The organism is Streptomyces sp. NPDC006655 (assembly GCF_040703965.1).
Lineage (GTDB): Bacteria > Actinomycetota > Actinomycetes > Streptomycetales > Streptomycetaceae > Streptomyces.
In genome coordinates this window covers 26,924-41,200 of record NZ_JBEYJU010000053.1, presented here as the reverse complement: position 1 = coordinate 41,200, position 14,277 = coordinate 26,924, and the positions used below count along the sequence as shown (strand labels likewise).

Here is a 14,277-nt window from a genome sequence, read left to right as displayed (position 1 = left end):
CCCCAGCCTTCGGCTGGGGGCAGGCCGGCGCCCCGGACGGGGCGCTACCGCCGTCCCAGTGCCCGGTCCAGGTCGGACCACAGGTCGTCCACGTCCTCCAGGCCCACCGACAGGCGCAACAGCCGGTCGCTCACACCGGCCGCTCTGCGGTCGCCCGCGGCCACGATGCGGTGGCTGATCGACGCCGGGTGCTGGATGAGGGTGTCCACGCTGCCCAGGCTGACGGCCGGGGTGATCAGACCTACCCGGGAGACGACCTCGTGGGGGTCGCCGTGCACCTCGAAGGCGATCATCGCGCCGCCGAGCCGCGGGTAGTGGACGCGGGCCACCCGGGGGTCGGCGGTGAGCCGGCGGGCGAGTTCGGCAGCGTTGGCGGAGGCGGCGCGGACCCGTACCGGGAGGGTGGACAGGCCGCGCAGCAGCAGATAGCCGGCCAGCGGGTGCAACACGCCGCCGGTCGCGAACCGGGTCTTTCGCAGCTGCCCCGCGAACTCCTCGTCACAGGCGACCACCCCGGCCAGCACGTCGCCGTGACCGCCGAGGTACTTGGTCGCGCTGTGCAGCACCAGACGTGCGCCGAGTTCGGCGGGGCGTTGCAGGACAGGGGTGGCGAAGGTGTTGTCGGCGAGCAGCGGGACCGTGCCGCAGGCGTGGGCGACGGCGCGCAGGTCCAGTTCGGCCAGCGTCGGGTTGGCCGGGGACTCGACCAGCACCAGGCCGGTGTCGGGACGCAGCGCGTCGGTGATGCCGGCCGGGTCGGTCCAGGTGACCTCGGTGCCGAGGAGACCGGCGGTGAGGAGGTGGTCGCTGCAACCGTACAGGGGCCGTACGGCCACGACATGGCGCAGACCCGCACCGGCGCGGGCGAGCAGGACGGCCGACAGGGCGGCCATGCCGCTGGCGAAGGCCACCGCGGACGCGGTGCCTTCGAGGCGGGCCAGGGCGGTCTCGAAGCGGGCGACCGTCGGGTTGCCCAGGCGCCCGTAGACCGGGGGCCCGGTGGGGTCCGCGCCGTCGGTGGCGAAGGCGTCGATGCGGGCGGCCTCGGCACGGCTGTCGTACGACGGGTAGGTGGTGGACAGGTCGATCGGCGGGGCGTGCAGTCCCTGTCGGGCGAGGTCGTCGCGGCCTGCGTGCACCGCCTCGGTGGCCAGGGCGCGCCGCGGGCGGCCCGGGTCGCCGTGACGCCGCGCCGGCCGGTCGTGCGCAGTGGCCGTACCCGCGCTGTCCAAGCCCGCCGCGTCCAAGCCCGCCGCGTCCATGCCCGCCGCGTCGATGCCCGCCGCGTCCATGCCCGCCGCGTCGATGCCCGCCGCGTCCATGCCCGCCGCGTCGATGCCCGCCGCGTCGATGCCCGCCGCGCCCGAGCCCGCCATGTCCATGCTCGCTGTGTCCATGGCGAAAGGGTGAACAGGGGGCGGGCCGGTCGCCCCGAACGCCGTGCTACGTTCGGCTCATGGCCGATTCCGTCGTACTGGATCCGGTGGACCTGCATCTGCTGCGGCTGCTTCAGAACGACGCCCGGACCACCTACCGCGATCTCGCCGCCCAGGTGGGCGTGGCGCCGTCGACGTGCCTGGACCGGGTGGCGCGGCTGCGCCGCTCGGGGGTGATCCTCGGGCACCGGCTCGAACTCGATCCGGCCAAACTCGGGCGCGGTCTCGAAGCGCTGCTCTCGGTGCAGGTCAGGCCGCACCGGCGGGAGTTGGTGGGCCCGTTCGTGGAGCGGATCCGGGCGCTGCCGGAGTCGCGTACGGTGTTCCATCTGACCGGTCCCGACGACTACCTGGTCCAGGTGGCCGTGGCGGACATGACGGACCTTCAGCGGCTGGTCCTGGACGAGTTCACGTCCCGTCGGGAAGTGGCCCGGGTGGAGACCCGGCTGATCTTCCAGCGGTGGGACTGCGGACCGCTGCTCCCGCCTACGCCGTCAGCTCAATCCCAGTGACGCGCGGCGGCCGTCGTACGAGGATGGACCGCATGTCACAGACGAACAGCCCGCTGCCCCGTCAGGTCGCCGACACCTTCGTCGACGAACTCATCGCCCTCGACCCGATCACCGGTACGTTCCTCGGCGTGAAGGAGAGTTCGGGCCGGCTGCCCGACACCTCGCCGGCCGGTGACGAAGCGGTCGCACAGCTCCAGCGCGCCACGCTCGCCAAGCTCGACGAGGCCGAGCGGCAGCCCGGTGCGGACAGTGACATCGAGCGTCGCTGCGCCCGTCTGCTGCGTGAGCGGCTCACCGCCGCCCTCGCCGTGCACGAGGCGGACGAGAGCCTGCGTGCCGTCAGCAACCTGAGCTCGGTCGCGCACTCGGTGCGCGGGGTGTTCACCGTGACGCCCGTCGCCACCGAGGAGGACTGGGCGGCGGTCGCCGAGCGGCTGCGCGCGGTGCCGGCCGCGCTGGAGGGGTACCGGCAGTCCCTCGCACTGGGCCTGGAGCGGAAGCTCTACGCGGGTCCGCGGGCCACCGCCACCTTCGTCGGACAGCTCGGCGAATGGGCCGACACGGGCGACGGCAGGGGCTGGTTCGAACAGTTCGCGTCGGCCGGGCCCGAGGCGCTGCGCACCGAACTGGACGCGGCGGCCCGGTCCGCCACCGGGGCGGTCGTGGCGCTGCGCGACTGGATGCGGGACGTGTACGAGCCCGCGATCGAGGGCGCGCCGGACGTGGTGGGCCGCGAGCGGTACGCCCGCTGGGTCCGCTACTTCAACGGTACGGACCTCGATCTGGACGAGGCGTACGCGTACGGCTGGTCCGAGTACCACCGGCTGCTCGGCGAGATGCGGGCCGAGGCGGAGAAGATCCTGCCCGGCGCGGCCACGCCCTGGGAGGCGCTGGCGCACCTGGACGAGCACGGCACGCACATCGAGGGCGTCGACGAGGTGCGGGAGTGGCTGCAGTCCGTGATGGACGAGGCCATCGAGAAGCTGGACGGCACCCATTTCGACCTGGCCGAGCGGGTCCGCCGGGTGGAGTCCCGGATCGCGCCGCCCGGCAGTGCGGCGGCGCCGTACTACACGCCGCCGTCGGACGACTTCTCCCGCCCCGGTATCACCTGGCTGCCGACGATGGGCCAGACCCGGTTCCCCGTCTACGACCTGGTCTCGACCTGGTACCACGAGGGGGTGCCCGGCCACCACCTCCAGCTGGCGCAGTGGAAGCACATCGCCGAGAACCTCTCCCGCTACCAGGCCGGCGTCGGGATGGTCAGCGCCAACGCCGAGGGCTGGGCGCTGTACGCGGAGCGGCTGATGGACGAGCTGGGCTTCCTCACCGACCCGGAGCGCCGGCTCGGCTACCTGGACGCGCAGATGATGCGTGCCGCGCGGGTCATCATCGACATCGGCATGCACCTGGAGCTGACGATCCCGGACGACTCCCCCTTCCACCCCGGGGAGCGCTGGACGCCCGAGCTCGCGCAGGAGTTCTTCGCCGCGCACAGCAGCCGCCCCGCGGACTTCGTGGTGAGCGAGCTGACCCGCTATCTGTCGATGCCGGGCCAGGCCATCGGCTACAAGCTGGGCGAGCGGGCCTGGCTGCTGGGCCGGGAGAAGGCCCGGGAGCGGCAGGGCGACGCCTTCGACCTGAAGGCCTGGCACATGGCGGCCCTGTCCCAGGGGTCACTGGGCCTGGACGACCTGGTGGAGGAGCTGTCCCGGCTCTGACCGGCCGGCGGCGCGGCCGGGGTACCGGCCGTGTCTGCCGTTCGGGGGTGTTCCGGTGGCGCCGGTCCGGCGGATTCGGCTTGCTGGTGCCGGGGGCCACCGGACACAGGAAGCGAGCCGCGCATGCAGACCTCCGAGCCCCGACGGCAGCCGTTGGAGACCCCCCGGGCGGCGGGTGTGGCCGGGATCGTCTTCGCGCTGCTGCTCGCCGCCGCGATGGTGCTGATCCGGCTGGGGATCCCGCAGGGTGCCGACGCGGTCGTGGCCCAGCGGCCGGATCCGGCCCAGCGCAGCGCCGTGCACGCGGCGCTCCTGCTGGTGCCGTTCGCGGGCATCTGCTTCCTGTGGTTCGCCGGCGCGGTACGCGCCCATGTCGGTGAGGGCGAGGACCGGTTCCTGGCCACTGTCTTCCTCGGCAGCGGGCTGGTCTTCACGGCCACGATGTTCGGCGCCGCGGCGGCGGCCACGGCGGTGTTCGACACCGCGCATCCGGCGGGCACCTCACCCTCCAGGCCCGTCTGGGACTTCGGCCAGCACCTGGCGTACACGCTGATGACCGGGTACGCCATGCGGATGGCGGCCGTCTTCACCTGTTCCACGTCGGTGATCGGGCACCGGCTGGGCATCCTGCCCCGCTGGCTCACGGTGCTGGGCCTGGTGGCCACCGTGGCGCTGCTGTTCGTGTCGTCCGCCGTGCCGTGGGCCGAGCTGGTGTTCCCGGCGTGGTCGCTGCTGATCAGCGTGCACATCGTCGCGGAGAGCTTCCGCCGTGCCACCGGCTCCCGTGCCGGAGTGCGCTGAGTTCGCCCTCGCCCGACACTGGGACGACGGACCGGCGGTACGCACCGGACCTGGCCACCGAAGGGCGGAGCCATGATGCGTCTTGTCGTCGACCTCAACAGATGTCAGGGGTACGCGCAGTGCGCGTTCCTCGCTCCGGACGTCTTCGCCATGCACGGCGAGGAGTCGCTGGTCTACAACCCGCGCGCCGAGGAGGAGCAGCGGGAGCGACTGGCCCGCGCGGTCGCGGCCTGCCCGGTGCAGGCGATCACCGCCGACGGTCTGGACGGAGCCGCGGGAGGGGCCTCGGATGCCGCCCGCTGACTATCCGGACTGGCTGCGGCGCGAGGGCCGGATCGTGATCGTGGGTGCCTCGCTGGCCGGGTTGCGGGGTGCCGAGACGCTCCGCGCCGAGGGCTTCGCCGGCGAACTCACCATGATCGGCGACGAGCCGTACGAGCCGTACGACCGGCCGCCGCTGTCCAAGGGCGTCCTGCTCGGCAAGGCGGAGCCGCACCACACGGAGCTGCCGCACCGTCTGGAGATCGACGCGAAGTGGCGGCTGGGCGTCGCGGCGACCGGCCTCGACATGGAGGCCAGGCGGGTACGGCTGGCCGACGGCGACGAGGTGGAGTACGACCGGTTGCTGATCGCCACCGGGGTGCGGGCCCGGCCCTGGCCGAAGGAGGAGGAGGCCCGCCTCGACGGCGTCTTCACGCTGCGCACCCGGGACGACGCGGCCGCGCTGCTGCGGCGGCTGAAGGCCGGGCCGCGCCGGGTGTTCGTGATCGGCGCCGGATTCACCGGTTCGGAGATCGCCTCGGCCTGCCGGGAACAGGGCATTCCCGTCACCGTGGCGGAACGCGCGGGCGCGCCGCTGGTGGGCGCGCTGGGCGGGGTGATCGGGGCGGTCGCGGCCGAGATGCACCGGGAGAACGGGGTGGACCTGCGGACCGGGGTCATGGTGACCGCGCTGGAGGGTGACCCGGCCGGCCGGGTGCGGGCGGTCCATCTGTCCGACGAGAACGTCGTCGAGGCGGACGTGGTGGTCGTGGGGCTCGGCGCGGTCCGCAACACCGACTGGCTGACCGGGTCCGGGCTGGGCGCCGGCCCGCGGGGCGTCGCCTGTGACGCGGGCTGCCGTGCCTTCGACTTCCGGGGCATCGTCACCGACGACGTCTTCGTCGCCGGCGATGTCGCCCGGTCCCCGCACGCGCTGTTCGGCTACCAGTTCCTGTCCCTCGAGCACTGGGGCAACGCGGTCGCGCAGGCCGAGACCGCCGCGCACAACATGGTCAGTTCGAGCGCGGAGCGCAGGCCGCATCTGTGGGTGCCGGCGTTCTGGTCGTCGCAGTTCGGGGTGAACATCAAGTCGGTCGGGGTACCGCCGATGGGCGACCAGATTATGATCACGCAGGGTTCGCTGGCCGAACGCCGGTTCGTCGGGGTCTACGGCCACCAGGGCCGGACGATCGCCGCGGTGAGCTTCGACAACACGCGGTGGCTGGAGTTCTACCAGCGGCAGATCGAGCGGGGCGCGCCGTTCCCGGTGGAGTTCCCGACGGTGGACCGGCGCCCCGAGGGGCGGGTGCCGGTGGACGCCGCCTTCCCGGACCCGGCGCTGCCGACGCACGCCCCGATGGTGACCCTCAGCGGTTACTCGCCGACCGACCAGCAGCTGGTCTTCCACCCCGCCCGCCACTGACCGTACGCCGGCCCCGACGTTCCAAGGACCTGTCATGACGCAGACCTCGATGTTGCGGCAGATCACCGACTTCGCCAACCGCGCCGACCCGTACCCGGTGTACGCGGAGTTGCGCAGGACGCCGGTGCTGCACGAGGAGGACGGCCCGTACCTCATCAGCACCTACCACGACATCCAGGCGCTGCTGCACGACCCGCGGATCAGCTCCGACGCCGCCAACCTGGCCGCCCTCGGAGCGGACGAGCTGTCCGGCCCGGAGGCGACCGGGCTGCCGCCGAGTTTCATCCGGATGGATCCTCCGGAGCACGACCGGCTGCGCAGGATCGCCAACAGCTCCTTCGGACCGCCGCACCGGCCACGCCGGATCGAGAACATGCGGGGACAGCTGGAGGAGATCGTCACCGAGCTGATCGACGGCCTCGGGGACGCACGGGAGTTCGACCTCGTGGACCAGGTCGCCTACCCCTTCCCGGTGACCGCGATCTGCCGGGTGCTCGGCGTACCGAGGGAGGACGAGCCCCGGTTCCGGACCTGGGTCGACCCGATCGTGGCGGGTCTGGACCCGGACACCCGGACCGCCGCCGACTCGGAGAAGGCCGCGCAGGAGGCCCGGCTTCAGCTCGGCATGTACCTGAACGGCCTGGTGGAGCAACGCGCCCGGGAACCGCGCGACGACATGCTGTCGGACCTGGTGCACAGCCGCGGTCCGGACGGCGCCATGACGACCATGGAAGTCCTCAGCACGGCGGTGCTGCTGCTCATCGCGGGCCATGAGACGACCGTCAACCTCATCACCAACGGGATGCTCACGTTGCTGCGGCACCCGGAGGTCCTGGCCCGGCTGCGCGACGACCCCGGCCTGTCGGTGCGGATCGTGGAGGAACTGCTGCGCTACGAGCCGCCGGTGCAGCTCCTGCCGCAGCGCACCTGCATCACCGACATCGAGGTGCACGGGGTGACCATTCCCAAGGGTTCGCGGATCTGGCTGGTCCTGGGCGCGGGCAACCGGGACCCGCAGCGGTTCCCGGACCCCGACCGCTTCGACCCGGACCGCAAGGACATCCAGCACCTCGGCTTCGGCAGCGGCATCCACAGCTGCTTCGGTGCCCCGCTGGCCCGCATCGAGGCGCAGCTGGCGCTCGCCCAGCTGGCCCGGCGGCTCGACGGTCCCCGGCTGGTCGAGGACCCGCCGCCGTACCGTCGGAACGCGGTGCTGCGCGGGCCCCGGCATCTCAACATCGCCGTGGACGGGGTGAGGTGACGGTCGGTCAGTCGTTGACCTTGCGCAACTGCACGAGTCCCAGCCAGGTTTCCGGGCCGGGCCTGGTGTAGGCGGCGCGCACCAGGTAGGTGCCGGGCTCCAGCGGGACGCGCAGGTGCTCCCCGCCCTCGGCCTCGCCGCCCGGCCAGGCGGAGTCGAACAGGACGACGGGACCGGGGACCCGCCAGCGCAGTTCCTTCTCCCACACGGCGGCGTCGAGCGCGGCCGGGACCTGGGCGAGGAGTTCGTCCTCGGAGTCGGCGGCGGACCACCGTACGAAGGTGCCGTGGTCCGGCAGGAAGGACGTCGAGGCGGGCTCGTCGCCCAGGACCAGGGCGGCGCTGTCCCCGACCGGGAGCAGTCCGACGAAGCCGTCGACCTCGCAGGCGCGGTCGTAGTCGGTGGCCAGGTCCGCGCTGTCCGCCCCGGCCCAGAACGGCAGGACCGTCTCCGGGACCGCCACGAGCGGACCGCCGCCCGACTCCACCCACTCCATCACGCCTGGATCCGCATAACGAGTCATGGGCCGAACCTACACGGACAGCGACCATGCAGGTTCGCCTTCGGGAATCAGCAACCGCAGTCGCCGTGCCGGGCGGGCGCGGTGAGCGGGTCCGGGGTCCGGCGTTCGCGCCCCTGCCAGGTCTCGAACTCGAAGCCCTCACGCACCCAGTACTCGAAGCCGCCGAGCATCTCCTTGACCCGGTAGCCGAGTTCGGCCAGGGCCAGGGCGGCACGGGTGGCGCCGTTGCAGCCGGGACCCCAGCAGTACGTCACCACGGGCACGTCCCGGTCGAGGAGCCCGGCGGCCTGCCCGGGGACGAGCGCGGTGGGCAGGTGGACGGCGCCCGGGATGTGGCCCTGGTCCCAGGCGGCGGTGGAGCGGGAGTCGAGGACGACGAAGCCGGGGTCGGCGGTGTCGGCGAGGGCGGCGGCCACGTCCGAGACGTCGGCGTGCAGGGCGAGGCTCGCACGGAAGTGGGCGGCGGCGTCGGCGGGGGCGGCCGGGGCGACGCGCAGCACGGGGTTGGGGGCGGTGACGAACGTGTCGGTCATGTCGGGCCTTTCCCTTCGACCGCCGGTGCGGCGGATCTCCATGACCGGAAATCTACGGCCGGTGACCGGCCGCCCTGAAGGCGCGATTCCCGGCCCGGACCTTGTCCGGCCGGGGATTCCCTGTTATCCATCCCCAATGACCGCGTTTTCCCCGGACGCCACCGACTGGCGCATCCTCGACGTCCTCCAGCGCGAGGGCCGGGCCAGCTTCGCCGAGCTGGCGCGTGCCGTCGCGATGTCCCCGAGCGCGGTGACCGAACGCGTGCGCCGCCTCGAGGAGGCGGGCGTGATCCGTGGCTACGCGGCGGTGGTGGACCCGGAACGCCTCGGCCTGCCGATCCTCGCCTTCGTCCGCCTCCGCTACCCCAACGGCCACTACAAGCCGTTCCACGACCTGGTCGCCGCCACGCCCGAGATCCTGGAGGCCCACCACGTCACGGGCGACGACTGCTTCGTCATCAAGGTCACCGCCCGCTCGATGCGTCACCTGGAGGAGATCACCGGCAGGATCGGCACCCTGGGCTCGGTGACGACGAGCGTCGTCTACTCCTCCCCCCTGCCCCGCCGGGCGATCGGCACCTAGGGCCCTAGACGCCGCGCTGCCGCAGCGCGGAGCCCGATCTGTCCTTCACCACCTCCAGTTGGGCGTGGATGCGGCGGCGCAGGTCGGCGACGTGGCTGACGATGCCGACGCTGCGGTCGCGTTCGCGCAGCGAGTCGAGGACGTCGAGGACCTCGTCCAGGGTCTGGTCGTCGAGGCTGCCGAAGCCCTCGTCGATGAAGAGGGTGTCGAGCCGGACCCCGCCGGCCTCGTCGGTGACCACGTCCGCGAGGCCGAGGGCCAGGGCGAGGGAGGCGAAGAAGGTCTCGCCGCCGGACAGCGTGGCGGTGTCGCGTTCGCGTCCGGTCCAGGCGTCGACGACGTGCAGTCCGAGGCCGCTGCGGCCGCGTCCGGTGCGGTCGTCGGAGTGGACCAGGGTGTAGCGGCCGGACGACATGCGCTGCAGGCGGACGGTGGCCGCGGCGGCGACCTGTTCCAGCCGGGCTGCCAGGACGTACGACTCCAGACGCATCCGGCGTTCGTTGTCGGCCGAGGTGCCCGCGGTGAGGGCGGCGAGCCGGGCGACCCGGTCGTACTCCTCGCGCAGCGGGGCGAGCCGGCGCACCTCCGCGGTGGCGCGGGCGGACAGCCGGTCGAGTTCGGTGCAGCAGTGGTCGGCCCGGTCGCGGGCGGACGCGGCCTCACGCACCGACCGGGCCGCCGCGGCGGCAGTGCGTTCCGCCGCGTCGAGGTCGGCGGGCGGCTGTTGCGCGGCGGCCGCGGTGTCCGTCTCGGCGAGCACCGCACGGACCGCCGCCTCCTCCGACTGCCTTTCGTCCAGACGTCGTTGCAGCTCGCGGTGGGCGGTGTCGTCGAGGAGCGCGGCGGCCGCGGCCTGCGGCGTCTCGAAGCCGGCCCGGTAGGCGGCGTCCGCGAGCCGGGCGTCGGCGTCCTTCAGGTGCCGGGCGGCGCCCTCGGCGGCGCGCGCGGTGTCGGCGGCCTCGGTGAGCAGCGCCACCTGTCGCTCCAGCTGCCCGGTCCGCGCCGCCACACTGTCCGCGCTCCCCCGCGCCTTGGTCAACTCCGCTTCGAGCAGGGCGTGTTCGGCGTCGAGGCCGTCACGCCGGGCGACCCGGGAGGCGGCCCGGACCTCGGCCTGCCGGCGGTCGGTCAGCCGGCGCTCGCGCTCCCGCTCGGCCAGCCGCAGCTCCTCCTGCGCCGGGTGCAGGTCGGAGGCGGCGCCCCGGGCCAGGCGGTACTCCTGCTCCAACTCGTCCACCTGGGCGGTGAGTCGGTCGGTGGGTGTGTCCCCGGCCGCGGCGGTGGCGGCGGCCAGTGCCTCGCGTGCGGTGGCGAGGCGGCGTTCGTCCTGGGCGCGCCGCGCCTCGGCGCGCTGGTGGTCGGCTTCCGCGCGCTCCTCGGCCTCCGCGTCGACATGGCCCGCGAACATCTGCGCGGGCGCGGGGTGTTCGGTGGACCCACAGACGGCACAGGGCTCGCCCGCGGTGAGCCGGGCGGCGAGCTCCGCGGCGATGCCGGCCAGGCGCTGCTCCTTGAGCCGCAGCCAGTGCGCCTTCGCCTCCAGGGCCAGCGCACCGGAGGCGAGGGCGGCGCGCTGGGCTTCGTCGGTGTCCCGGCCGAGTTCGTCCCGCAGCCGGGCCGCCGCCAGCCGCTGCCGCGCGGGTTCGCGCTGCACGGCGAGCTGCTCGGCCCGGGTCGCGGCCTCCTGGGCGGCGTCGATACGGGACTGGAGGGCGGCACGGGTGGCGTCCCAGTCGGCGAGCCAGCCGTCGGTCTCCCGCAGGACGTCCTCGTCCTCGCGTTCCTGCCGGTCGAGGCGGCCGCGCTCGTCGACGACCTCGGCGAGCCGTCGCTCGGCCCGGCGCGCGGACTCCAGACCGCCCAGCTCCTCGGCGGCCCGGCGGGCAGCGGCCGCCAGCCCTGCCGCACCGGCTCCGGCGAAGGTGTCCGGCAGCAGCGCCCGTGCGCGTGCCTCGGCCGCGGCCGCCGCGCGGTGCGCGGACTCGGCCGCCTCGCGCAGTTCCAGCGCCGGCGCCACCGCCTCCGCCTTCCGCGCCCGCTCCATCCGCGCCTGCGCCTCCCGGTGGGCCCCGGCCCCCTCCGCCAGCCGGGCCGCGCGCTGCCGCGCCTGCGCGAACCTGCCCTGCAGACGGGCCAGTTCACGGGCGTCCGCCAGTGCGCGGTCGGCGGCGAACTGGGCGGACTCGGTCAGGTCCAGGCGGCAGTTCGCGAGGGTGCGGCGCTCCCGTGCGGTGCTGCGGGCGACCGCCGCGGCGGTCAGGACGGCCTCGGCGAGGCCGGGGTCGCCCGGGGCCAGGTCAGGCAGCTCCATCGCGTCGCCGGCCGCCTGCTGCATCCGGTGCGCGTCGGCCAGCAGCGCGGCGTCACCGTCCCGTACCCGCGCCTCGGTGGACTTCCGCCGCTCGGCGAGGCGCTTCTCGACGTCGGCGAAGCGCTGGGTGTCGAAGAGCCGGCCGAGCAGCTGGCCGCGGGCTCCCGCGTCGGCGCGCAGGAAGCGGGCGAAGTCGCCCTGGGGCAACAGCACGACCTGGCAGAACTGCTCCCGGCTCATACCGAGCAGCTGGGTGATCTCCTCGCCGATCTCCTGGTGGGAGCGGCTGAGATCCTTCCAGGCGGCGCCCTTCGCGTCGTACTCGCGCAGCCAGGCCTGGGCCTTGTCCAGCGTCGTGCCCGAGCCGCGCTTCTTGGGGCGCTCCCAGGGCGGCTGCCGGGTGATCTCCAGCCGGCGTCCGGCGACGCTGAGTTCGAGGCGGACCTCGGTGCGGACGGCCGGGGCGGCGTGGTCGCTGCGCAGGGTGAGGCCCTGGCCGCTCTGACGGGCGCCGGGGACGCTGCCGTAGAGCGCGTAGCAGACGGCGTCCAGGACGGAGGTCTTGCCGGCACCGGTCGGGCCGTGCAGGAGGAAGAGCCCGGCGGCGGAGAGCGCGTCGAAGTCGACGCTCTGGGTGTCGCCGAAGGGCCCGAAGGCGGTCAGATCGAGCCGGTGCAGCCTCACTGGACGTCCTCCCCCGGCCACCCCGGCCCCGCTGCCACCGCACCGCGCGGGCCGCGGCCGGCCTCGGCGGAGTGCGGGCCGGCGGGCGGGATGCTGTGAGTACGGGCGGTCACCGGGGCACCTCGCGGGCCGCGGCGTCCGCGTGGACGGCGTCGAAGGCGTCGCCGAGCACGGCCAGTTCCCGCTCGTCCGGGCCCGCGCCGCGCACGTGGGCGACGAAGTCCTCGGCGATCTGCCGGTCGGTGCGGCCGGCGAGGCGGCGGGCGTAGGTCACGTCCGGGTCGTCCGGGGCGCGCTCGGGGGCGAAGACCAGGCTCAGGGTGCCCGGGAAGCGGTCGGTGAGCCGGGCCATGGGGTCGGCGGGGCGGACCGGGTCGGTGAGCGTGGCCTCGATCCAGGCGTCCTCGTGCCGGGTCAGGGCGGGGTCGGCCAGCAGGTCGTCCAGGGTGCCCCGGAGCCGGGCCAGGGGACGCGGGACCGGGCAGTCCAGCCGCTCGGCGGTGACCGTGCCGTCACCGGCCAGGTCGACCAGCCACATGCTCTTGCGGTGGTCGGTCTCCGAGAAGGAGTACGCGAGCGGGGAGCCCGAGTAGCGGACGCGCTCGGTGATGGTCTGGCAGCCGTGCAGATGCCCCAGCGCCACGTAGTCGACGCCGTCGAAGACGCCGGCCGGGACGGCGGCCACCCCGCCGACGGTGATGTCCCGCTCGCTGTCGCTGGCCTCGCCTCCGGTCACGAACGCGTGCGCGAGGACGACGGAGCGGGTGCCGGGGGCACGGGCGGCGAGGTCGGCGCGGACCCGGTCCATGGCGGCGGCCAGCACCGCCTCGTGACCGGCCTTCTCGACCCCGAACTCGTCCTTCACGAGGGCGGGTTCGAGATAGGGCAGCCCGTAGAAGGCGATGTCGCCGAAGGCGTCGGCGAGGACGACCGGCGTACCGGCGGCGGACGGCTCGGTACGCAGGTGGATGCCCGCGCGGTCGATGAGACCGGCGCCGACGCCGAGGCGACGGGCCGAATCGTGGTTGCCGGAGATCATCACCGTGGGCACGCCCAGGTCGGCGAGCCGGTGCAGCGCGTCGTCGAACAGCTCGACCGCGGCGAGCGGCGGGACCGCGCGGTCGTACACGTCCCCCGAGACGAGCACGGCGTCGACGGCCCGCTCGCGTACGGTCCGCACGAGGTGGCCGATGAACTCGGTCTGGGCGTCGAGCATGTTCACCCGGTGGAAGGAGCGGCCGAGGTGCCAGTCGGACGTGTGCAGCAATCTCACGAAACCGCCCCGACCCGCATTTCTCGCCCTTCCGCCCCTCACGACCGACGCCCGCCGGCAGGTGGCCGACGGTCAGCGCCCACCACGCTAACCCCTGCGGACCCCTGCTCCACCACGGGACTCGTCCATCGCCCGGTTCCGATGGGCGGATTGTCGGTAATGAGTGGATTGACGGGTGCCCGGTCCCTCAGCCGGTCAGTTCCCGTCCGGTGACCAGGTCCGGCTCGATGCGCACGAAGACCTCCTGCGGCACCGGCACCCACGAGCGCGGGCCCTCACGGACCAGCCGTTCGTGCTCGGCCGGGTCCTGCACCACGGTCGCGGCGCCGGTGACGACCACACTCCAGCCGGAGCGGCGGTCCGCGTCCACCTCGTCGGCCTCGAAGGCCACCACCGAGCCGTCGATGGCGTGCACCAGTTCCGAGGCCGCGGAGGTCCGCAGCAGCACGGCGCCGTCCCCGTCCAGGCCGAAGTTGACGGGCAGCACGGCGGGCAGCGCGTGCCGGGTGTGGACGATCCGGCCGACGGGCACTCCGGCGAGCAGGCGCAGGCACTCGCCACGGTCCAGTTCGCGGAATCCGTCATGGGAGTACATCGGCCGCCTCGTCTCTCGTCCTGCGGTACCACCGTCCTGGGGCACCCGGTCCTGTCAGCCTGCGCCGCCGGTCAGGGGCAGGTCCAGGGGCCAACGGTCCCGGCCGGGCCGACGAAGGGCCCGGGGCCCGGGGGCCGGGGGCCGGGGGCCGGGGGCCGGGGGCCGGGGGCCGGGGGCCCGGAGACGGCGCCCGGTCCCGGTGCCGGCTCCCCAGGTGTCCGGAGGCCTCGGCCGTCGCCGCCCTGGGGGGAGGTGTGCGCCCGCTCCGGGAGCGGGGCGTGCCCGCCACCTCACGGGTCCAGCCTGCACCGGCCGGGAACCGGCCGCTTGGGCCGACCGGCCCCCGTCCACCGCCGGACG

13 protein-coding genes are annotated in these 14,277 nt (G+C 74.1%); 7 read left to right on the top strand and 6 right to left on the bottom strand.

Annotation, left to right across the window (positions count from 1 at the left end):
• Nucleotides 1–44: 44 nt before the first annotated feature.
• Nucleotides 45–1,397, bottom strand: a complete 1,353-nt coding sequence (locus AB0958_RS27470; RefSeq protein WP_366893139.1) for a PLP-dependent transferase — start codon at nt 1,395–1,397, stop codon at nt 45–47.
• A 59-nt stretch (nt 1,398–1,456) separates the two neighbouring features.
• Between AB0958_RS27470 and AB0958_RS27465 the strand changes: the two genes are divergently transcribed.
• The 6 genes from AB0958_RS27465 to AB0958_RS27440 all read left to right on the top strand — a co-directional run bounded on the left by AB0958_RS27465 (nt 1,457) and on the right by AB0958_RS27440 (nt 7,415).
• Nucleotides 1,457–1,948 (top strand): Lrp/AsnC family transcriptional regulator, encoded by a 492-nt coding sequence (locus AB0958_RS27465; protein WP_132887826.1) that lies wholly within the window; start codon nt 1,457–1,459, stop codon nt 1,946–1,948.
• Between the two features lie 32 nt (nt 1,949–1,980).
• Nucleotides 1,981–3,669, top strand: a complete 1,689-nt coding sequence (locus tag AB0958_RS27460; protein WP_366893138.1) for a DUF885 domain-containing protein — start codon at nt 1,981–1,983, stop codon at nt 3,667–3,669.
• 123 nt (nt 3,670–3,792) lie between these two features.
• Entirely contained in the window at nt 3,793–4,470 is a 678-nt protein-coding gene (locus tag AB0958_RS27455) for a hypothetical protein (protein ID WP_366893137.1), read from the top strand.
• Nucleotides 4,471–4,545: 75 nt separating this feature from the next.
• Nucleotides 4,546–4,773, top strand: a complete 228-nt coding sequence (locus AB0958_RS27450; RefSeq protein ID WP_366893155.1) for a ferredoxin — start codon at nt 4,546–4,548, stop codon at nt 4,771–4,773.
• Nucleotides 4,760–6,154, top strand: a complete 1,395-nt coding sequence (locus tag AB0958_RS27445; protein ID WP_366893136.1) for an FAD/NAD(P)-binding oxidoreductase — start codon at nt 4,760–4,762, stop codon at nt 6,152–6,154. The genes AB0958_RS27450 and AB0958_RS27445 overlap by 14 nt, the downstream gene beginning before the upstream one ends.
• 34 nt (nt 6,155–6,188) lie before the next feature.
• Complete coding sequence (locus tag AB0958_RS27440) at nt 6,189–7,415, top strand: cytochrome P450 (protein WP_366893135.1); 1,227 nt, start codon at nt 6,189–6,191, stop codon at nt 7,413–7,415.
• Between the two features lie 7 nt (nt 7,416–7,422).
• Here AB0958_RS27440 and AB0958_RS27435 read toward each other — a convergent pair whose 3' ends face one another.
• Nucleotides 7,423–7,938: an immunity 21 family protein gene (locus AB0958_RS27435; protein ID WP_366893134.1), complete on the bottom strand. Its 516-nt coding sequence runs from the start codon at nt 7,936–7,938 to the stop codon at nt 7,423–7,425.
• 47 nt (nt 7,939–7,985) lie between these two features.
• Nucleotides 7,986–8,471, bottom strand: coding sequence for a rhodanese-like domain-containing protein (locus AB0958_RS27430; protein WP_366893133.1), 486 nt, complete (start codon nt 8,469–8,471; stop codon nt 7,986–7,988).
• Between the two features lie 136 nt (nt 8,472–8,607).
• Here AB0958_RS27430 and AB0958_RS27425 point away from each other — a divergent pair, with 136 nt between their 5' ends.
• Nucleotides 8,608–9,054, top strand: coding sequence for an Lrp/AsnC family transcriptional regulator (locus tag AB0958_RS27425; protein WP_366893132.1), 447 nt, complete (start codon nt 8,608–8,610; stop codon nt 9,052–9,054).
• 4 nt (nt 9,055–9,058) lie between these two features.
• Here AB0958_RS27425 and AB0958_RS27420 read toward each other — a convergent pair whose 3' ends face one another.
• The 3 genes from AB0958_RS27420 to AB0958_RS27410 form a co-directional block, all read right to left on the bottom strand.
• On the bottom strand, nt 9,059–12,049 hold the full coding sequence (locus AB0958_RS27420) for an SMC family ATPase (protein WP_366893130.1): 2,991 nt from the start codon (nt 12,047–12,049) through the stop codon (nt 9,059–9,061).
• Between the two features lie 109 nt (nt 12,050–12,158).
• A complete protein-coding gene (locus AB0958_RS27415; RefSeq protein ID WP_366893129.1) occupies nt 12,159–13,322 on the bottom strand; it encodes an exonuclease SbcCD subunit D in 1,164 nt (387 codons plus the stop codon).
• Between the two features lie 187 nt (nt 13,323–13,509).
• On the bottom strand, nt 13,510–13,917 hold the full coding sequence (locus AB0958_RS27410) for a pyridoxamine 5'-phosphate oxidase family protein (protein WP_366893127.1): 408 nt from the start codon (nt 13,915–13,917) through the stop codon (nt 13,510–13,512).
• Nucleotides 13,918–14,277 lie beyond the last annotated feature (360 nt).

Bases quoted from the DNA above. Each gene is read 5' to 3' on its own strand.
- AB0958_RS27470 (WP_366893139.1), bottom strand. From the start codon at position 1,397: ATGGACACAGCGAGCATGGACATGGCGGGCTCGGGCGCGGCGGGCATC.
- AB0958_RS27465 (WP_132887826.1), top strand. From the start codon at position 1,457: ATGGCCGATTCCGTCGTACTGGATCCGGTGGACCTGCATCTGCTGCGG.
- AB0958_RS27460 (WP_366893138.1), top strand. From the start codon at position 1,981: ATGTCACAGACGAACAGCCCGCTGCCCCGTCAGGTCGCCGACACCTTC.
- AB0958_RS27455 (WP_366893137.1), top strand. From the start codon at position 3,793: ATGCAGACCTCCGAGCCCCGACGGCAGCCGTTGGAGACCCCCCGGGCG.
- AB0958_RS27450 (WP_366893155.1), top strand. From the start codon at position 4,546: ATGCGTCTTGTCGTCGACCTCAACAGATGTCAGGGGTACGCGCAGTGC.
- AB0958_RS27445 (WP_366893136.1), top strand. From the start codon at position 4,760: ATGCCGCCCGCTGACTATCCGGACTGGCTGCGGCGCGAGGGCCGGATC.
- AB0958_RS27440 (WP_366893135.1), top strand. From the start codon at position 6,189: ATGACGCAGACCTCGATGTTGCGGCAGATCACCGACTTCGCCAACCGC.
- AB0958_RS27435 (WP_366893134.1), bottom strand. From the start codon at position 7,938: ATGACTCGTTATGCGGATCCAGGCGTGATGGAGTGGGTGGAGTCGGGC.
- AB0958_RS27430 (WP_366893133.1), bottom strand. From the start codon at position 8,471: ATGACCGACACGTTCGTCACCGCCCCCAACCCCGTGCTGCGCGTCGCC.
- AB0958_RS27425 (WP_366893132.1), top strand. From the start codon at position 8,608: ATGACCGCGTTTTCCCCGGACGCCACCGACTGGCGCATCCTCGACGTC.
- AB0958_RS27410 (WP_366893127.1), bottom strand. From the start codon at position 13,917: ATGTACTCCCATGACGGATTCCGCGAACTGGACCGTGGCGAGTGCCTG.